Genomic DNA, 18,701 nt, shown 5'->3' with positions numbered 1-18,701 from the left:
CGCGGGGCGGAAGCCGCCCCGGCGCGTTAGGAGAGTGGGATCGAAGCGGACGGCGGCCCGCGACTGCGCCAGCCATGCGAACGCTGGCGGGGAAGCGCGTGCAGCGCCGCCCTCGCACCATACCAGGCGAGCGCCTGCGCAGGCGCGGTGAAGTCGACCGGCGGCGCGGGAAGATAGGCGAATGCGATCGAGATCTGCTGGCAGATCGGGCAGGAATCGGGGGCGAGCGGCGGGCGGCGGTCCTGCGTCGGCGCGCGGTGCAGCGTCTCGCCAGGAGTCGCCGATAACGCCGGGGGCCGATGTGCGTGGGTGCCGACCAGAAAGCTTTGCCACGACAAAGCCAGCAGCAGCACGAACAACACGACCGCATGGACGGAGCGCCGTCGCCTGGCCGCCGTGTGCGCTATACCTCCCGCCATGTCCGTGCCGCCCGCCATGCGCGGCGACCTAGCGCATGGCAGACGATGTTACAACATATCAATCTTCGGATCGCTACCTCGCAGGCATGCCCTCGACGACGTGCAGCGGCGTCTGCTCGAACGCGACCGGCTTGCCGGCTTCACCGTACAGCGTCGCCGTGATCGGCGTGTGCAGCGTGCCCGCGCCGATCTGCACGGTCAGGCGGGTCGGCTTCACCGCGCGGTTGTGGGCGAACACCGGACCCGCCACCCAGCGCAAATCCGTCTCCGCCTGATGACCGGCGGCAAGGCGGACCGGCAACATCACCGGGCCGGGATGCATGCCGACGGGTGCGCGGCGCATGGCCGGCAGTGCGCGCCCGTGCGCATCGCGCAGGCTTATCACCGGCAGCGCCGGCAACATGCAGTCCGCGCCGAGGTTGCGGATCATGAGCGCGGTGCCGGAATGCGACATGCCGTTGAAGTCTCCGTCACGTCCGTCCATCGACAGGCGCAGGTAGGACAGGCGGCAGGGCGGCAGCGCCGCCGACGCGGAGAGGGCTTGGGCGGCGATCATCAGGCTCAACAACGGCATGGTGCGGCTCCTTCTTAGCGGGCACACCGGTGCATGCCGTGGTGTGAATGCAGGATTAGCCGGCAGGATCGAATCGCTGCCGGCAATCTGACACCGGTTTCTCTATTTTTGGGACGGGGTGCCAGAAATCGGACGATTTCACCCGAAATCCGGTCGGCTCGGGTTGGCAGCCGTGCGGCTTTGCCGCTATGCCGCCACAAAGGCCAATGCGAGGAATGCCCATGTTCGAGAAAACCTATTACGGCACGCACCCCGATATGATGGAATGCGTGAGCAACGACGAACTGCGCGACCGCTATCTGATCGAGGGTCTGTTCCGCGACGGCGAATGCGTGCTGAACTACACGCATGCCGAGCGTTTCGTGATCGGCGGCGTCGCGGTCGCGTCGGGTTCGGTCAAGCTGCCCGACCAGACCGAGCCGGCCTCCGCCGCCGGCCATCCCTTCCTAGAACGCCGCGAACTCGCGATCGTCAATGTCGGCAAGGTCGACGGCACCGTCACCGTCGATGGCGAGACGTTCACGCTTGGCAACAAGGACTGCCTCTACGTCACGATGGGCGCAAAGGACGTGCAGTTCTCCGGCGACGGCGCACGCTTCTATCTCGCGTCCTGCCCCGCGCATAAGGGCTTCACCACGCGCAAGCTGTCGATCGCGGACGCCAACAAGCTCGATCGCGGCAGCCTTGAGGAATCGAACGAGCGTTCGATCTATCAGCTCGTCATCCCCGGCGTGTGCGACAGCGCGCAGCTGGTGATGGGACTGACCGTGCTCAAGCCCGGCTCGGTGTGGAACACGATGCCCCCGCACATCCACGAGCGCCGCAGCGAGATCTATTTCTACTTCGAGCTGGACGATCTCGACAAGGATCGCGTCATGCACTTCATGGGTGAGGGCGAGGCGACCCGTCACATCGTGATGCAGAACGAGGAAGCGGTGATCTCGCCGCCATGGTCGATCCACATGGGTTCGGGCACCAAGGCCTACGCCTTCATCTGGGCGATGGCGGGTGAGAACCAGGACTATACCGATATGAACGTCCTCGATATCTGCCAACTGGCGTGAACGCGATGTTCGATCTGACGGGCAAGGTCGCGGTCGTCACCGGTGCCAATACCGGCATCGGCCAGGCGATCGCGCTCGCGCTGGCCGGTGCGGGCGCGGACATCGCCGCAGTCGGCCGCTCGTCGTGCGACGAGACGGTCGCCGCGGTTGAGGCGCTCGGCCGCAAGGCGGTGTTCTTGGCTGCCGATCTGTCGACGATCGCGCCGGTGAACGGCATCGTCGAGCAGGCGGTGGCGCAGCTCGGGGGCTTACACATCCTCGTCAACAACGCCGGCATCATCCGCCGCGCCGATTCGGTCGACTTCACCGAGGCGGACTGGGATGCGGTGATCGACACCAACCTCAAATCGGTGTTCTTCCTGTGCCAGGCGACGGGCAAGCACATGATCGGCCAAGGTCATGGCAAGATCATCAACATCGCCTCGATGCTGACCTTCCAGGGCGGCATCCGCGTGCCGAGCTACACCGCGTCCAAATCGGGCGTCGGTGGGCTCACCAAGCTGCTCGCAAACGAATGGTCGGCCAAGGGCGTCAACGTCAACGCGATCGCGCCGGGCTATATCGAGACCAACAACACGACGGCTTTGCGTGAGGATCAGGATCGCAACGCCGCGATCCTCGGCCGCATCCCGGCGGGGCGCTGGGGCAAGGCGTCGGATCTCGGCGGGGCGGCGGTGTTCCTGTCGTCGTCGGCGTCGGATTATGTCGATGGCCACATCCTCGCGGTCGACGGCGGCTGGCTGGCACGCTGATGGCATCCACGCCCGCGCCGAACCTCGCCTTCTTCGGCGAATTGCTCGTCCGGCTGTCGCCGCCTGACAAGATGTTGCTGCGCAGCGCGCGCAGCCTCGATCTCGCGGTCGGCGGCGCGGAGGCGAACGTGGCGATCGGCCTCGCCAGCCTTGGCCGTGCCACGCGCATGATCAGCCGACTACCCGCCAACCCGCTCGGTCAGATGGCACGATCGGTGTTGATGGGCGCAGGCGTGGATTGCGCGCACGTTGCCGAGGGCGAGGGGCGAATGGGGCTGTATTTCCTCACCCCTGGCGCTGGTCTGCGCGCGTCCGAGGTGGTGTACGATCGTGCCGGCAGCGTGTTCGCGAGGGCCAGTGCCGACGATTTCGACTGGGACGCCGTGCTGGGCGGCGCGACGCACCTGTTCCTGTCGGGCATCACCCCCGCACTCGGGCCGGTATCGTCGGCGCTGGCGATCGCGGCGGCAAAGGCCGCCAGGGCGCGCGGGCTAAGCGTGATCTTCGACGGCAATTATCGCGGCTTGCTGTGGGCGGCGTGGGACAGCGACCCGCGCGCGACGCTCAGCGAACTCGTCGGGCTGGCGGATATCATGTTCGGCAACCACCGCGACATCGCGCTGCTGCTCGGCACGTCGTTCGACAATGACGGCGAGGAACGCCGCCGCGCGGCCTCGGCGGCGCTGTTCGCCGCCTTCCCCAACGTCCAGGTGCTCGCCTCGACCGCACGCCATGTCGCGGCGGCGGACCAGCACCTGCTCTCCGCCCGCGTCGAAACCCGCCACCGCGTCGCGCAGACCGACGAAATCGCCGTCTCCGGCATCGTCGACCGGATCGGCGCGGGCGACGCGTTCGCGGCGGGCGTGCTGCACGGTTTGCTGCGCAGCGCGGACGATCTCGACGGCGCGGCGAAATCCGGCCTCGCGCTGACCGCGCTCAAACACTCGCTGCCCGGCGATGCGAGCCTGTTCGCGCAAGGCGATATCGATGCGTTTCTGTCCGGTGAGTTCGACGTTCGCCGCTGAAGCAGCCATCACCTTCGCCTTCCCCGGCCCGCGCCAGGGAAGGCGTTACCCTGCGAGCACCACGTGCAGAAACCGTGGCCCGTGCGCGCCGCGGATATATTGCCCCTCGATATCGGTGGTGCCGCTGACGCCGGTCACCCAGTAATGCGCACGCGGCTGCTCGCCCGGCAGCGCGACATCCTCCAGATGCGCGACTACCGCAGTGACCGGCAGCACGACGATATGGTGCAGGCCGAGGAAGTTCGGCAGCATTGGCGCGCTCGGCCCGGTCTCGAACACCAAGGACCCCGTCTCGGCGATGCCGAGCCGCGCCACCGCCAGCACGGTCGGCTCGTTGGGCGCGATCGCCGGGCTGAGCGTGAAGCCGGACCAATCGGCGGCAAGACGCGGATCGGGCGGCAGATAGACCGCGCGTGCCAGCTCATGCCCGTCCAGATACGCCCCCACCGCGCGCGGTAGATCGGCGAGGTCGGCAATCCGGTCGTGCGTCGCGCCGCTCGCCGGCAGTTCCAGCGCGGTGAGAAAGGTCGCGACGAGATCGCCCGCCACTACCGGCCGCACCGGATCGGCGAGCAACGCGTCGGCCGCGCCCGGCGGTGGCGCGGCGGTGCCGAGCTTTGCGAGGATGTCGCCCCGCGCGCTCATCGCTCGCCCTTTGCGTAGCGCGCCATGAAGCTTTCCGCCGCCGGGGCGGGCAGGTCGCGGTGCGCGGTCCAGCCGCTCGCCATCGGCAACGCCCGTATCCAGCCGCGCCCGAACCGCCGCATGCCGAAGATCGCTGCACGCACCGCCGCCCGGTACAGGCGGGGCCGCTGCGCCACCCACGCCCAGGCGGTGATGCCCTGCCGCACGCTGACCGGCTCCAGCCCCTCGCGCCAGCTCCGCTCGCGCCAGCCGCGCAGCAGCGTCGGCAGCGGGATCTTTACCGGGCAGACCTCCTGGCATTTGCCGTTGAGGGTACAGGCGTTAGGCAGATCGCGGTTCTTCGCCAGCCCATCGAGCGCCGGCGTCAGCACCGCGCCCATCGGCCCCGGATAGGTGCCGCCATAGGCATGGCCGCCGATCTGCCGGAACACCACGCAATGGTTCATGCACGCCCCGCAGCGGATGCAGCGCAGCATCTCGGCCAGCCCATCGTGGCGCATCGCGGAGCGGCCGTTGTCGATCAGCACGATGTGCATCACGTCCGGGCCATCGGCATCGGCGGCGCGCTTCGGCCCGGTGTAGAAGGTGGTATATTGCGTCAGCGTCGCGCCCGTCGCGGAGCGTGCGAGCAGCCGCAGCAACTGCACAGCATGGCCCATCGACGGCACCAGCTTCTCGATCCCCGCCGTCACGATATGCACGCGCGGCGGCACCAGCGATAGTTCGGCATTACCCTCGTTGGTGACGGTGCACACCGCACCGCTATCCGCGATCAGGAAGTTCGCGCCGGAGATGCCGACATCCGCCGCGAGCATCCCGTCGCGCAGATGGCGGCGTGCGCTCTCGGCCATAGCCGGGATCGTCTCCTCGGCATGGGGCTCGAGGTGATGCTGTTTGAACAGCGCGGAGACCTGCTCGCTGGTCTTGTGCATCGCCGGCCAGACGATGTGCGAGGGGCGCTCGTCCGCCAACTGGATGATGTGCTCGGCAAGATCGGTCTCGATCCGGCCGATGCCGGCTTCCGCCAGCGCGTGCGGCAGGCCGATCTCCTCACCCATCATCGACTTCGATCGTGCTACCGTTTTCGCGCCGGCGCCCTTGCAGATGTCGACGACGATTTTGCAGGCTTCATCGGCGGTGCGCGCCCAATGCACCTGCGCACCCGCTGCCGTCGCCGCCGCCTCGAACTGTTCGAGATAGTGGCCGAGGTGCGCGACGACATGATCCTTGATCGCGGCGGCGCGGGTGCGCGCCTCCTCGAAATGCGCGAAGTTCTCCACCGCGATCGCGCGTTTCGCCACGGCGTTGCCGGCGGTGCGCTCGACCGCGATCTTCAGGATCGGATCGGCAAGCGCGGCATCGGCGCGGCGCGTGAAGGCGGTCGCGCTCATGCGTCCTCGCCGATCGCGGGGCCGTCGCCCATGCCGGCGATCACCTCGATCGCGTGGAACGCGCGCACGCCCGATCCTTCGCGGTGGAGCTTGCCCGCCATGTTCATCAGGCAGCCGAGATCGCCCGCCAGCAGCAGGTCGGCCGCGCTCGCATCGATCGCATCGGCCTTCTCGGTGACGATCGCGTTGGAGATCGCCGGGTATTTCGCGCAGAACGTGCCGCCGAACCCGCAACACGTCTCCTCGCCCTTGAGCGGTTTGAGGGTGAGCCCTTCGACCCCGCGCAGCAGCCGGCGCGGTTGCGCCTTGACGCCGAGTTCGCGCAGGCCCGAGCAACTGTCGTGATAGGTCGCGGTGGCGGCGAGCGTGGTGTCGGGCCGCCAGCCGCGCACCTCGTCGAGATAGGCCATGATCTCGTAGGTCTTCGCCGCGACCGCCTCGGCGCGGGGCAACCACGCGGCGTCATGTTCGAACAGTTCGGGGTAATGCACGCGGATCGTCGCCGCACAGGAGCCGGAGGGCACCACCACCGCGTCGTGCCCTTCCAGCAGCGCGATGGTGCGCTTGGCGATGGCGACCGCCTCGTCGCGCGCGCCGGAATTGAGCGCGGGCTGGCCGCAACAGGTCTGCCCGCTCGGCACCACCACGGTGCAGCCCGCCGCCTCCAGCGTGCGCAGCGCGGCGAAGCCGATCTGCGGGCGGATCAGATCGACCAGGCACGTCACGAACAACGCGACACGCGGGGAGGGGGCGGGCGTCGTCACAGCAATCCGTGACGTTTGGCGAAGATGTTGAACAGGTCGGGCCACGGCGAGGCGGTGCCGTCGGGCAGCGTCAGGCCGAAGCCGTGCCCGCCGGTTTCGAACAGGTGCGCCTCGGTCGGGATCTTCGCGGCACGGAGCGCAGCGAGCATCATCAGGCTGTTCTCGACCGGCACCGTCTGATCGTCGATCGCCTGCGCGAGGAAGGTCGGCGGGGCGGTCGGCTCGATGCCGTTTTCCAGCGAATAGGCGCGGCGCTGTTCTACGCTGGCATCGCGCCCGAGCAGTTCGATGCGCGAGCCGCTGTGCCCGAACGGCCCGGTCATGGTGATGACCGGATAGATCAACGCGGTGGCGCGGGGTGAGAGCTGCTCGCGATCGATCGCATCGTTTACCGCCTGGGTGGCGAGCGACTGGCGCGTGCTCAGCCAGCCGGCGAGATGCCCGCCTGCCGAAAAACCGACCACGCCGATCCGGTCCGCCGAATAACCGTATTTCGCGGCCAGCGAACGCACCATGCGTAAGCTCCGCTGCGCGTCCTGAAGCGGTGCCTCGGGGCCAGCCTTCCAGCCATCGGCGGGCATCCGGTAGGTGAGCGAGAAGCAGGTATAGCCATCCTGCGCCAACCGCGCGGCGACGTCGAACCCCTCATGCTGGAGCGAGTCGAAACGGTAGCCGCCGCCGGGGATCAGCAGCAGCGCCGCGCCATTCGGTTTGGCGGCACGCTGTACGGTCAGTGTCGGATTGGTGGTATGCGCGACGTGCAGCTGCGGCACGCCTGCCTTGTTAAGTGGGTTGGTGTCCTCCTGCCTTAGGCCGGCCGGCACGCCCCCGGGCGGGCCCGCCGGCCAAAGCCTGAGCGTCTCGCCCGGAGCCGGCGTCGCGGCGCGCGCCGCGCCAGCGGCGAGGCCGAGCGCTGCGCCGCCGGCGATCAACGTCCTGCGATGAATCGTCATTGGCATCCCCGGTGGCCTAGCGGCGTGGTGCGCAGCAACAGCGGGCGCTCGGCCAGCACATGCCCCGACAGCGGCAGGTTCAGTCCCTTCAACGCACCGGCGACGAGATCAGCGATACGTCGCGCGCCCAGCTCGCTGAAATGCGTGTCGTCGTCGATCCCCTTGGGGAAGCCGGGGAACGCACCGGCGGGAGCGTGGAGGTAATAGCCGCGCGAAGCCGCCTCACCGGTCTGGTCCAGCCACGCGCGCGACAATCCCTCAAGGTCGATCAGCGGCGTCTGCGTGGTGGTGGAAAGCTCACGCATCACCGCCGACCAGTCGGCGAAGTTCGCCTTGGCCTTGCCATCCGGGCCGAACATATGTTGACCGACCGGGGTCACCAGCACCGGGATCGCCCGCGCGCCGCGCACCTGCCAGATGAAACGCAGCAGATTGTCGCGATAGGTGGTTGCGGGATCGGCATAGCGTTCCGGTTTGGCCTTGTAGGCGTCGTTATGGCCGAACTGGATCAGTACTACGTCACCCGGCTGGACGCGCGCCATCAGCCCGTCCCAGCGGCCCTCGCCGATGAACGTCTTGGTGCTGCGTCCCGCCATGGCGAGGTCGACCACTTCGGTGCCGGCGTCGAGTGCGCACGGCAGCATCTGCCCCCAGCCGGTCTGCGGATAGCGATCCTCGCCATACACCGACGCGGTGGAATCGCTGGCGATCAGGATCTTGCCGAAACCCGGTAACACCGGCGCCGGGGCAGGGTCGGGCGCTGGCGCCGCGCCGACCAGCAACGCGGCAGCGGCGGCGAGCAGGGCGGTGCGGCGCGCGCGCATCACTGGAGGTTCACGAACAGGCCGCCATCGACCAGCAGCGCCGCGCCGGTGACGTATGCCGCCATGTCGGAGGCGAGGAACACGATCGGCCCGACCATATCCTCGGGCTGGCCCAGCCGGCCGAGCGGCACACGGCCTTCCATCGCCTCGCGCTTCTTGGTGTCGGCGAGGTCTTCCTTGTTGATCTCGGTCAGGATTGTGCCGGGCAGCAGCGAGTTGCAGCGGATCTTGTGCTTGCCGAGCGCGATCGCGGTGGACTGCATCAGCGAATGCACGCCCGCCTTGGTCGGCGTGTAATGCGTCTGGTATTCGCCGCCGACGAGTGCGGAGATCGACGACACCGCAACGATCGACCCGCCGTTGCCTTGCGCGACCATCTGGTTCGCGGCGGCCTGTACCATGAAGTACGCGCCGTGCATGTTGACGCGCATGGTGCGCTCGAACGTCTCGACCGGCATGTCGAGGAAGGCATGGAACGGGCAGATGCCGGCGTTGTTGACCATCACGTCGACCTTGCCGAACCGCTCGACCGCCTTGGCAACGAACTCTTTCGCCGTCTCGGGCAGGGCGACGTCGCCCTTCACCGCAAGGCCACGCTGACCGGTCGCCTCGATCGCCGCCACGCACGCTTCGGCATCGTCGTCACGGCTGTGATAGTTGATGACGACATCGGCGCCATGCTGCGCCGCACCGATCGCGGCGGCGCGGCCGATACCGGTCGATGCGCCGGTGACGAGGACGGTCTTGCCTTCGAGCAGCTTCATTGGTGCGCGTTCCTTCTCGGGTGTTTAGCGCCGCGGGAGGCGGCGGGGAGGTCGGGTGCCGGCGATCCAGCCGAGGTCGGCGCTGATCTGCTCGGCGGTCTCACGCACGTCTTGGCTGATCGCGCTCATGCGGTCGTCGTCGAGATATTGCGCCGCGCTCGACAGGCTGATCGCGGCGATGATCCGACCGGACGCGTCGCGCACCGGAGCGGCGACGCAGCGGACCAGATCCTCGTTCTCCTCAAGATCGTAAGCGTGGCCGCTGGCGACATAGCCGCGCATCCGTTCCGCCCAGACGTCGTAATCGGTAACCGGCGCACCGTGCTGCCGCGAGGTTTCGAACAGGCCGCGCCACGCGCTTTCCGGCGTGTCGAGCAGCAGCGCCTTGCCAAGCCCCGTGGAGGTGAGCGGGTGGCGATCGCCGATCCGGCTGGAGATATCGACGCGGCGCCGGCCCGGTATCTTGTCGAGGTACAGCGCGAGATCGACATCGAGCCGGCCGAGATGCACGGTATCCTCGCTCCTGGCGGCAAGCTCCTCCAGTCGTGGGCGGGAGATCTGCACCACGTCGGCCTGGCTTTGCGCGAGGAAGCCGAGCTGCAACAGCTTCGGCCCGAGCTGATACCCCTCGCGCGGCAGGAAGGTGAGGAAGCCGCGATCGGTGAGCGCATTGGCGAGCCGGTGCGTGGTGGAGCGGGTCAGCCCCATCGCCGCCGACAGATCGGCAAGCTTGATCGGCCCGTCGATCACCTTGTCGAGCATGTCGAGGCCACGCAGCAGCGTCTGGCTGCCTTGAATCTTGGAGCGTTCCTCGCCGCCTTCGGATTCTTCATTTGACGCGCCTTGTCTCATCACCTAATATCCTATCCCATAAAGTGAGAAAGTAAACAGTAAACCGGGGGAGCAGAGCCGCTTTTTGATCCACACGGTCCCGCAACGTCCACTTGCGGGATCAATGTATCATAATGTGAAACCGGCTGGCGATTCCTTTCACATTCTGGATATGAACACATTGCCCTTGTCGGGAGATAGCTGGTGACGTTGAAGACCCTGTCGAAGATCAAGCATGTTCGCGCCTTCACGGTACGCGGCGGCGGTGCCGATTATCACGATCAGGGCGAAGGCCACTGGATCGACAATCACATCGCCACGCCGATGAGCCGCTATCCCGAATACCGCCAGAGCCGGCAGAGTTTCGGCATCAACGTGCTCGGCACGCTGGTGGTGGAGATCGAGGCGGAGGACGGCACGGTCGGCTTCGCGGTGACGACCGGCGGCGAGCCGGCGTGCTACATCGTAGAGAAACACCTCGCGCGCTTCCTAGAAGGGCGTTCGCCGCTCGAGTACGAGAAGATCTGGGATCAGATGTACTTCTCAACGCAATATTACGGGCGCAAGGGCCTCGTCATCAACGCGATTTCGGGCGTCGATCTGGCGCTATGGGATCTGCTCGGCAAGCTGCGGCAGGAGCCGGTGTATCATATGCTCGGCGGCGCAGTGCGCGACGAGCTGCAATTCTATGCGACCGGCGCACGCCCCGATCTCGCCAAGGAGTTCGGTTTCATCGGCGGCAAGATGGCACTCCACCACGGACCCGCGGAGGGCGTCGAGGGCCTCAAGAAGAACATCGCCGAACTCGCCGATATGCGCGAGAAGGTCGGGCCGGACTTCTGGCTGATGTGGGATTGCTGGATGGCGCTTGATGTCGAGTACGCCACCCGCCTCGCCATTGCGGCGCACAAATACGGCCTCAAATGGATCGAGGAGGCGATCAGCCCCGACGATTACTGGGGTTATGCCGAACTGAAGCGCAACGTGCCCAAGGGCATGCTCGTTACCACCGGCGAGCATGAGGCGACCCGCTGGGGCTTCCGCATGCTAATGGAGATGGATTGCTGTGACATCATCCAGCCCGACGTGGGCTGGTGCGGCGGCATCACCGAGCTGATAAAGATCAGCGCGCTCGCCGATGCCAAGGGCAAGATGGTCGTGCCGCACGGATCGTCGGTCTACAGCTACCATTTCGTCATCACCCGCCACAATTCGCCGTTCGCCGAGTTCCTGATGATGCACCCCGGCCCGACCGAGGTGGTGCCGATGTTCGCCCCGCAGTTGCTCGACGAACCGGTGCCGCAGAACGGCCGCCTCAAGGCAAGCGCGCTCGACAAGCCCGGCTTCGGCGTCGAATGGAACGCCGAGATCGCCAAGCACCGCCCCTACATCCACTGATCCACAAGCGAGACCAAACCCATGAAACTCTGCCGCTTCGGCCCGCTGGGCCAGGAAAAGCCGGGCATCGTCGATGCCGATGGCGCCATCCGCGACCTGTCGGGCGTGATCCCCGAACTCACCATCGAGACGCTGCCGCAGGCGCTCGCCGCCGACGCCGCGTCGCTGCCGGTCGTCGAGGGGACGCCGCGCTACGGCGTGCCGATCAAGGGCATCGGCAAGATCGTCGCGATCGGCCTCAACTACCGTGACCATGCGATCGAATCGAACCTGCCGATCCCGACCGAACCGATGATGTTCATGAAGGCATTGTCGAGCCTGTCCGGCCCGAACGACGACGTGATGCTGCCCAAGGGTTCGACGCACGGTGACTGGGAAGTCGAACTCGGCGTTATCATCGGCAAGACCTGCCGCTACGTGTCGGAGGATGCGGCGCTCGATCACGTCGCCGGCTTCACGCTGGTCAACGACGTGTCGGAGCGCTTCAACCAGAAGCAGCGCGGCAGCCAGTGGTCGAAGGGCAAGGGCCACGACACCTTCTGCCCGACCGGCCCGTGGCTGGTCACGCCGGATGAGGTGGGTAACCATCAGGATCTCGGCATGAGCCTCGACGTGAACGGCGAGCGGGTGCAGACCGGCAACACCAAGACGATGATCTTCGACGTGAAGCAGCTCATCTCCTATGTCAGCGAATATATCACGCTGTATCCGGGCGATCTCGTCATCACCGGCACCCCGCCGGGCGTGGGCGAGGGCAAGAAGCCGGAAGCGATCTACCTCAAGGCTGGCGACGTGATGGAGCTGGCGATCGACAAGCTCGGCACGCAGCGCCAGCAGGTGGTCGCATGGAAACAGCTCGGCGCGGAGACGCTGGCATGAACTACGCGGGACGTTTTGAGGGCCGCTGCGCGATCGTCACCGGCGGCGCGTCGGGCCTAGGCAGGGCCGTCGCCAAGCGCATCGTCGCGGAGGGTGGCAAGGCCGTGCTGTGGGACGTGAACGCAGACGCGCTGGAAGCGGCCAAGGCCGAAACCGGCGCGACCGATGTGTACGCGCTCGACGTGTCAGATCAGGCGCAGGTCGAGGCAGCGGCCGCCGCCGCGAACGCCGCGCTCGGCAAGATCGACATCCTCGTCAATTCGGCCGGCATCACCGGTGCGACCGCGCCGGTGCACGAGTTTCCGCTCGATAGCTGGAAGCGGGTGATCGACATTAACCTCAACGGCCTGTTCTATTGCTGCCGCGCGGTGGTGCCTTTCCTGATCGCCAACGGCTACGGCCGCATCGCCAACCTCGCCTCGGTGGCGGGCAAGGAAGGCAATCCCAACGCCTCGGCCTATTCGGCCTCCAAGGCGGGCGTGATCGGCCTCACCAAGTCGCTCGGCAAGGAACTCGCGGAAAAGGGCGTGATCGCCAACGCGCTGACCCCGGCGACGTTCGAAAGCCCGATCCTAGCGCAGCTTCCGCAAAGCCAGGTCGACTACATGCGCTCCAAGATCCCTATGGGTCGCCTCGGCGAAGTCGACGAGAGCGCGGCGATGGTGTGCTTCATGGTGAGCGAGGAGTGCAGCTTCACCACCGCCTCCACGTTCGACACGTCGGGCGGCCGCACCACCTTCTGACCGACCGGTGCGCGACCGTCCGCCAAGAGGCGGCGCGCCCTCTGCTTGCCCTGGGAGAGCGCATTGCCTGACACACGGCCCTTCGTCGACGCGCATGTCCATCTGTGGGATCTGGCGCACCTGCGCTATGCGTGGCTGACCCCGCCGTTCAGCGACGCCGGGCCGAACGGCAGCGTCGAGCCGATCGCGAAGACGTACCGGCTCGACGACTACCTCGCCGATGCCGCCGGCTGGGACGTGCGCGGTATCGTCCATGTCGATGCCGGCGCGCACCCCGAGGATGCGCTGGCGGAAACCGACTGGTTGCAGGGTATCGCCGATGAACGCGGCATGCCGAACGCGATCGTCGCGTTCGCGGCGCTCGACGATCCCGATGTGGACGCGCTGCTGGCGGCGCATGTGAAGCGCCCGAACGTTCGCGGCATTCGCCACATCGTCAACTGGCATGCGGATGCCAACCGCACCTACACCCCGCGCGACGTGACGCAGGATGAAGCGTGGGCGGCGGGCTTCGCAGCGCTCGGCAGACATGGCCTCAGCTTCGATCTGCAAGCCTATGCCGGCCAGTTCGCAGGTCTCGTGCCGCTGATTGAGCGCCACCCCGAAACGCCGGTCATCATCAACCACATGGGCATGATGGTGCCGGGCGAACAGGCCGAGTGGCGCGCCGGCATGGCCGCGCTCGCCGCATTGCCCAACGTCTCCGTCAAGCTTTCCGGCATCGGCTTCAGCGATCGGCGCTGGACGGCGGACCTCGCGCGCGACCAGATCCGCGCCGCGATCGACCTGTTCGGTACGAACCGCGCGATGTTCGCCAGCGATTTTCCGACTGACAAACTGTTCGGCAGCTTCGCCCAGCATCTCGACACCTATGCCGGGATCGTCTCGGACCTCAGCGGCCAAGAACAGCACGCGCTGTTCGCCGCCAACGCCAACCGCATCTATCGACTGGGCCTGACACTATGAACGGCACCCCGAACCCGCTGATCGGCGTGATCTACCACTGGCTCGGCGGTTTCTCGTCGGCGACCTTCTACGTGCCGTATCGCGGCGTGAAGCGGTGGTCGTGGGAAATCTACTGGCTGACCGGGGGCATCTTCTCCTGGCTGCTTGCGCCGTGGTTCTTCGCGTCCGTCCAGACCGAGGATCTGCTCGGCGTGCTGGGACGGGCGCCCACGCCGACGTTGCTGTGGCCGGTGTTCTTCGGGTTGCTGTGGGGTTTCGGCGGGCTGACCTATGGGCTCACCATGCGCTATCTCGGCCTGTCGCTCGGCATGGCGGTGGTGCTTGGGCTGTGCACGGTGTTCGGTACGCTGATCCCGCCGCTGGTGCAGGGCGATTTCGCCGCCAAGCTGCTCGATACGCCATCCGGGCTGATCGTGCTGCTCGGCCTCGCCATAACGCTCGCCGGGATCGGCGTCGTTGCCTTCGCCGGCGCGCGCAAGGATGCGGCGTTGAGCGATGCGGAGAAGGCCGAAACGGTCGCCGAATTCAACTTCCGCAAGGGCGTTGCCGTCGCGGTGTTCTCCGGCATCATGTCGTCTTGCTTTGCGTTCGGCCTTGCCGCGGGCGAGCCGATCAAGGCGATCTCCGCGCAGGCCGGCACCGGCCCGCTGTGGACCGGCCTGCCGATCCTGTGCCTCGTCATGTTCGGCGGGCTCGTCACCAACGGCCTGTGGTGCGCGTGGCTGATCGCGAAGAACCGCAGCGCCGGCCAGTGGCTCGGCCGCGGCGCGGTCGCGGCGGGCGCGCCGCTCGCCAAGAACTATCTGTTGTCCGCGCTCGCCGGCACGATGTGGTATTTCCAGTTTTTCTTCTACACGATGGGCGAAAGCCAGATGGGCCGCTTTGGCTTTTCGAGCTGGACGCTGCACATGGCGAGCATCATCATCTTCGGCACTTTGTGGGGTTTTGCCTTCAACGAGTGGAAGGCGGCGGCGCCGCGCGTGCGTGCAATGGTGTGGGGCGGCATAGGCCTGCTCGTGCTGGCGACGGTGGTGATCGGCTACGGCAACAGCCTCGCCGCATAAGGCCGACCAAACGAAGGGGATTGCGATGGAACACCGGCTCGGCGCGGATCTGACGCTACGGATGGACGGCGCGGGCGACGCTCCCGTCGCCTTCACGCTCGCCAATCCCGACGCCGCACCCACGGCGTCGGTGGTCAAGACGGTCGCGGAGCCACGGCTGTTCGGCTATCTGCCCGAACGACCCAATGGCCGGGCGATGCTGGTGCTCGGCGGCGGCGGCTACGTCGAGTTGATGGTCGGGCGCGAGGGCGTGCAGGTGGCGCGCTGGCTGAACCGGCTCGGCTATGTCGCATACGTGCTGGTGCATCGCTTCCCGAACGCAGAACACGGCCTCTCCGCGCCGCTGGACGATGCCCGCGCGGCGCTGGCGGCGATCCGCGCGAGCGGGACGGCGGCGAAGGGGCTGGGCGTGGTTGGCCTGTCCTCGGGCGGGCATCTCGCCGCTTGCCTGGCCGCCGAATATCCGCCGGAATGGAGCGGGGAGCCGATCGCGCCGCCCGACGTGCTGGTGATCGGCTACGCGCCGATCTCCACCAACGCCGCCGGGCGGCAGATCGTCGCCGACAAGCCGCCGCTGCCGCCGGTCGAGAAACAGGCGATGTACGACCGGCTCCAGCCCGACGCGCGGTTGCTGGATAAACCGCCGCCGGCGTTCATCGTCTATGCCGGCAACGATCCCGTCGTCCCGGTCGAGAACGCACGCCGGCTGCACGCTGCGTTAGAGGCGAAAGGCGGCTCGGCCGAACTCCACGTGTTTGGCGATGCGCCGCACGGCTTCGCGCTCGATACGCCGGGACTGCCGGTTTCGGTATGGCCTACATTATGCGAGGCATGGCTGCGGCAGGTCGGCTTTCTGGACTAGCGCAGCAGCTTGAGGTCGATCGCGGCGACCATCGCGCGGAAGCCCGCATCGTTGGGGTGAAGCGCGTCGCCGCTGTTATACGCGGGCGCGAACCGGTCGGGATCGGCCGGATCGGCCACCGCACGCGCGAAATCGACCGCGCCGTCCGCTTCGTGGTTGGTGAGGATCCAGGCGTTGACTTGCTTGCGCACGCCTTCCGCCTCCGCGCCCCAGTAGCCCGCACCCTTGTACGGCAGGATCGTCGCGAAGATCATCTTCGCATGCCTGTCGTGCGCGCGCGCGATCATCTGGCGATACGCACCGATCAGGTCGGCGGCGGTCGGGATCGGCGTCTTGTCACGGGTTGCGCCGCCGATATCGTTGACGCCCTCCAGCACGATGACATGGCTGACGCCGGGGGTCGCCAGCACGTCGCGATCGAACCGGGCGAGCGCGTTGGGGCCCGCGCCTTCGGCCAGCACGCGGTTGCCGCTGATGCCGAGATTGGCGACGCCGACATCCGCGCGCCCCGCCTTCTGAAGCGCGGCGGCAAGATCGTCGGGCCAGCGCGTGTCGGCATCCGCTGTGGCGCGCACGCCATCGGTGATCGAATCGCCGAACGCCACCACCGTCGATCCGGGCCGCGCAGTCTCGACATCGATTCCGTCGACGATCATGCGCTGCTTGAACGGCGTCGCGTCGGTCAGCGTCGCGGCGGCGGTCTGGTCGCCGCTTGCGATCGCGGCGGTGGCGGCGGCATAGCCGTGCACGGTCGCATCCGCGGCACCGTCCGGGAAGTACAGGCTGACCGCGATATGCGCGAGCGGGGTGACGCGGAGCGCGACTGCATCGCTCACCAGCGGCGCGCGATCCGGTACCACCGGCGCGGCGACGCCGCCGAACGTGACCGCACGATCGCTGCCGGGTACGATCCTGCCGCCGGCGTCCACCAGCGCGACGTGCACGCTACCGATCTTCAGCGCGGTGGCGGACAGTTCGTTGCTCAGCCGCAGTCGGATCCGCGTGCCGCCGCTGCTGATCCGCACGACCTGCCGCAGCGTCTTGCCCTTGAGGTCCGGCAGCGGGTCGCGCGTGGAGGCGGCTTGCGGTGCCACCGCCCAGCTGCGGGACCAGAATTGCGCGGCGGCAGGCATGGGCAGCGCGCCCACGGCAACGATCAGCAATGGCCATCCGGCTTTCATCGAATTCCTCCCCAGCGTCATGCGACAGGCGCGGCGACCGAATTGCGGCCCCACAGTTGATCGTAGCGCCAGCCCGACAGATCTTCCACCACCGCCCGGTGTGCGGCGTCGGTCGGCTCGGTCGCGCCGGTGCGCAGGTGCTCGATCTCCTCCATCAGGATCCTGTGCGTGACCGGCCCGAGGCGGAAGCGCAGCGACACGATCACGCCGAACGCGAGCAGTCCGATCGTGCCGATGCCGAGCAGCAGCGCGATCGTCAGGATCGCCTGCGGTGTCTGCACGCTCGCCTTGGAGACGAACCCGCCAGCCTCCATGATGAAGCCGACGCCCGCCACCGCCACCGCCTGCGTCGCTTTCCGTACGAACGTCATCACGCCGGCGAAGCTGCCCTCGCGGCGCTGGCCTGTGACGATCTCGTCGACGTCGGCCATATAATTGTAGGTTGCCCACGGGATGTAGTTGAGCGCGCCGCGCCCGAGCCCGGCGAGCCCGATCGGGATCCACAGCAGCCAGCTCGACGCGAGCACGCCCGCCGCCCACAGACCGAGCAGCACCACCACGCCGACCGCAAAAAACCCCGCCGCCAGCCGATAAGCGATGGCGGGCGAGGTGCGCAAAGCGAGATTGATCGCGAGCAGCACCGACACGAACTGGAGGATATACATCGTCCCCAGCAGCCCCGAGGCGAGCGCGGTCGTGCCGGCGAGCGCAAAGATCACGAAGAACGTGAAGGCCGCGTTGAACACGTCCTGGCTGATATAGCCGCCCAGATACATGCCGAGGTGCAGCCGGAACGCCCGGATCCGCATGGTCGAAAACAGGTTTCGATACAAAGCCTTGAACGCCGCGAACGCGCTGGTCGGTGCCGCACCGGACCGCACCGGGGCCATGCCGCCCGGCATGTGCCGCTCCCAGCTGAACAGGTACAGGAAGGTGGCGGTCGCCATGAACAAGGCGGCGAACAGGATGCCCATGTAGAAAAACGTGTCGGCACTGTCGCGCCCGAGATAGCCGATCAGCCACAGCGGCAGGAACCCGGCGAGGATCGCGGAAGCCTGCCCGAACAGGATACGCCAGCCGGCGAACTTCGCCTTGCTGCCGTAATCGCTCGACATTTCGGCGGCGAGCGTCTCGACCGGGATGATCTCCATCGCATAGACCAGCTCGAACAGCACGTAGCTGACGAGATAATACCAGAAGGTCTGCCCCGGCAGCCACATCAATGCAAAGCTCGGCAACAGCGGAATCGCGGCGAGGATGAAGAACCGCCGCCGCCCGAACTTGCGGCCTAGCCACGTGCCGCCGAAGTTATCGGACAGATAGCCGAGCATCGGCGAGGCGAACGCATCTAGGAAGCGCGCCACCGCGAAGATCGTCGCTGCCTCGCCCGCGCTCAATCCGCAGAACTGCGTGTAGAAGATCAGCACCCAGCCGGAGATGACCGCCATCGATCCCGCGCCGAGCACGTCGTTCGACCCGTAGGCGAGGTAGTTGACCAGCTTGACCGGCCGGGGGCCGGTCGCCGCTGTCATACCGTGTGGCTCTGCCATCGTCCGCTCCCGCGCTTTGCGATTTCACGCAGGACCCTGCGTATGATGTGCG

The 18,701-nt window shown here is 67.1% G+C and carries 20 protein-coding genes; 9 read left to right on the top strand and 11 right to left on the bottom strand.

What is annotated here, in order from left to right; all coding sequences use genetic code 11:
* Window positions 1-26: 26 nt before the first annotated feature.
* Both OXR00_RS13465 and OXR00_RS13460 read right to left on the bottom strand, forming a co-directional pair.
* Window positions 27-437 (bottom strand): hypothetical protein, encoded by a 411-nt coding sequence (locus OXR00_RS13465; protein ID WP_267388774.1) that lies wholly within the window; start codon window positions 435-437, stop codon window positions 27-29.
* Between the two features lie 55 nt (window positions 438-492).
* Window positions 493-993 carry a DUF4232 domain-containing protein gene (locus tag OXR00_RS13460; protein ID WP_267388773.1) on the bottom strand — a complete coding sequence of 167 codons (501 nt, stop codon included), beginning with the start codon at window positions 991-993 and terminating at the stop codon, window positions 493-495.
* A 221-nt stretch (window positions 994-1,214) separates the two neighbouring features.
* On the opposite strand from OXR00_RS13460, the gene kduI reads away from it, so the two are divergent.
* Genes kduI through OXR00_RS13445 form a run of 3 tightly spaced genes read left to right on the top strand, consistent with a single transcriptional unit; the run spans window position 1,215 to window position 3,834 of the window.
* Window positions 1,215-2,057: a 5-dehydro-4-deoxy-D-glucuronate isomerase gene (kduI, locus tag OXR00_RS13455; RefSeq protein ID WP_267388772.1), complete on the top strand. Its 843-nt coding sequence runs from the start codon at window positions 1,215-1,217 to the stop codon at window positions 2,055-2,057.
* On the top strand, window positions 2,054-2,809 hold the full coding sequence (kduD, locus tag OXR00_RS13450; protein WP_267388771.1) for a 2-dehydro-3-deoxy-D-gluconate 5-dehydrogenase KduD: 756 nt from the start codon (window positions 2,054-2,056) through the stop codon (window positions 2,807-2,809). Before kduI ends, kduD begins: the two co-directional genes overlap by 4 nt.
* On the top strand, window positions 2,809-3,834 hold the full coding sequence (locus OXR00_RS13445) for a sugar kinase (RefSeq protein ID WP_267388770.1): 1,026 nt from the start codon (window positions 2,809-2,811) through the stop codon (window positions 3,832-3,834). Before kduD ends, OXR00_RS13445 begins: the two co-directional genes overlap by 1 nt.
* A 45-nt stretch (window positions 3,835-3,879) precedes the next feature.
* On the opposite strand, the gene OXR00_RS13440 is transcribed toward OXR00_RS13445, so the two are convergent.
* The 7 genes from OXR00_RS13440 to OXR00_RS13410 are packed head-to-tail and all read right to left on the bottom strand — an operon-like array spanning window position 3,880 to window position 10,027.
* Window positions 3,880-4,479, bottom strand: coding sequence for an LUD domain-containing protein (locus OXR00_RS13440; protein ID WP_267388769.1), 600 nt, complete (start codon window positions 4,477-4,479; stop codon window positions 3,880-3,882).
* Complete coding sequence (locus OXR00_RS13435) at window positions 4,476-5,870, bottom strand: lactate utilization protein B (RefSeq protein ID WP_267388768.1); 1,395 nt, start codon at window positions 5,868-5,870, stop codon at window positions 4,476-4,478. Before OXR00_RS13435 ends, OXR00_RS13440 begins: the two co-directional genes overlap by 4 nt.
* Window positions 5,867-6,634, bottom strand: coding sequence for a (Fe-S)-binding protein (locus tag OXR00_RS13430; RefSeq protein WP_267388766.1), 768 nt, complete (start codon window positions 6,632-6,634; stop codon window positions 5,867-5,869). The genes OXR00_RS13435 and OXR00_RS13430 overlap by 4 nt, the downstream gene beginning before the upstream one ends.
* Window positions 6,631-7,587 carry an alpha/beta hydrolase gene (locus OXR00_RS13425; protein WP_267388765.1) on the bottom strand — a complete coding sequence of 319 codons (957 nt, stop codon included), beginning with the start codon at window positions 7,585-7,587 and terminating at the stop codon, window positions 6,631-6,633. The genes OXR00_RS13430 and OXR00_RS13425 overlap by 4 nt, the downstream gene beginning before the upstream one ends.
* Window positions 7,584-8,411, bottom strand: coding sequence for a rhamnogalacturonan acetylesterase (locus OXR00_RS13420; RefSeq protein ID WP_267388806.1), 828 nt, complete (start codon window positions 8,409-8,411; stop codon window positions 7,584-7,586). The genes OXR00_RS13425 and OXR00_RS13420 overlap by 4 nt, the downstream gene beginning before the upstream one ends.
* The gene (locus OXR00_RS13415; RefSeq protein ID WP_267388763.1) at window positions 8,411-9,175 is read right to left on the bottom strand and encodes an SDR family NAD(P)-dependent oxidoreductase; all 765 of its coding nucleotides are present in this window, start codon (window positions 9,173-9,175) and stop codon (window positions 8,411-8,413) included. The genes OXR00_RS13420 and OXR00_RS13415 overlap by 1 nt, the downstream gene beginning before the upstream one ends.
* 24 nt (window positions 9,176-9,199) lie before the next feature.
* Entirely contained in the window at window positions 9,200-10,027 is an 828-nt protein-coding gene (locus tag OXR00_RS13410) for an IclR family transcriptional regulator (protein WP_242149093.1), read from the bottom strand.
* A 183-nt stretch (window positions 10,028-10,210) separates the two neighbouring features.
* Between OXR00_RS13410 and rhmD the strand changes: the two genes are divergently transcribed.
* The 6 genes from rhmD to OXR00_RS13380 all read left to right on the top strand — a co-directional run bounded on the left by rhmD (window position 10,211) and on the right by OXR00_RS13380 (window position 15,918).
* Window positions 10,211-11,404 (top strand): L-rhamnonate dehydratase, encoded by a 1,194-nt coding sequence (gene rhmD, locus OXR00_RS13405; RefSeq protein WP_267388761.1) that lies wholly within the window; start codon window positions 10,211-10,213, stop codon window positions 11,402-11,404.
* Between the two features lie 21 nt (window positions 11,405-11,425).
* Complete coding sequence (locus tag OXR00_RS13400; RefSeq protein ID WP_267388760.1) at window positions 11,426-12,283, top strand: fumarylacetoacetate hydrolase family protein; 858 nt, start codon at window positions 11,426-11,428, stop codon at window positions 12,281-12,283.
* Window positions 12,280-13,026, top strand: coding sequence for an SDR family NAD(P)-dependent oxidoreductase (locus tag OXR00_RS13395; protein ID WP_267388759.1), 747 nt, complete (start codon window positions 12,280-12,282; stop codon window positions 13,024-13,026). Before OXR00_RS13400 ends, OXR00_RS13395 begins: the two co-directional genes overlap by 4 nt.
* A 63-nt stretch (window positions 13,027-13,089) precedes the next feature.
* The gene (locus OXR00_RS13390; RefSeq protein ID WP_267388757.1) at window positions 13,090-13,992 is read left to right on the top strand and encodes an amidohydrolase family protein; all 903 of its coding nucleotides are present in this window, start codon (window positions 13,090-13,092) and stop codon (window positions 13,990-13,992) included.
* Window positions 13,989-15,056, top strand: coding sequence for an L-rhamnose/proton symporter RhaT (gene rhaT, locus OXR00_RS13385; RefSeq protein ID WP_267388756.1), 1,068 nt, complete (start codon window positions 13,989-13,991; stop codon window positions 15,054-15,056). The genes OXR00_RS13390 and rhaT overlap by 4 nt, the downstream gene beginning before the upstream one ends.
* Before the next feature lie 25 nt (window positions 15,057-15,081).
* The gene (locus OXR00_RS13380) at window positions 15,082-15,918 is read left to right on the top strand and encodes an alpha/beta hydrolase (protein ID WP_267388755.1); all 837 of its coding nucleotides are present in this window, start codon (window positions 15,082-15,084) and stop codon (window positions 15,916-15,918) included.
* On the opposite strand, the gene OXR00_RS13375 is transcribed toward OXR00_RS13380, so the two are convergent.
* Both OXR00_RS13375 and OXR00_RS13370 read right to left on the bottom strand, forming a co-directional pair.
* Window positions 15,915-17,099 (bottom strand): SGNH/GDSL hydrolase family protein, encoded by a 1,185-nt coding sequence (locus OXR00_RS13375; RefSeq protein ID WP_267388754.1) that lies wholly within the window; start codon window positions 17,097-17,099, stop codon window positions 15,915-15,917. The genes OXR00_RS13380 and OXR00_RS13375 overlap by 4 nt on opposite strands.
* Window positions 17,100-17,116: 17 nt before the next feature.
* Window positions 17,117-18,649, bottom strand: a complete 1,533-nt coding sequence (locus OXR00_RS13370; RefSeq protein WP_267388752.1) for an MFS transporter — start codon at window positions 18,647-18,649, stop codon at window positions 17,117-17,119.
* Window positions 18,650-18,701 lie beyond the last annotated feature (52 nt).

The sequence above is a fragment of the Sphingomonas sp. GC_Shp_3 genome, from assembly GCF_026540945.1.
Taxonomy (GTDB): domain Bacteria; phylum Pseudomonadota; class Alphaproteobacteria; order Sphingomonadales; family Sphingomonadaceae; genus Sphingomonas.
Note: the sequence above shows the minus strand (reverse complement) of the source record. Positions and strands in the feature narration are given on the sequence as shown.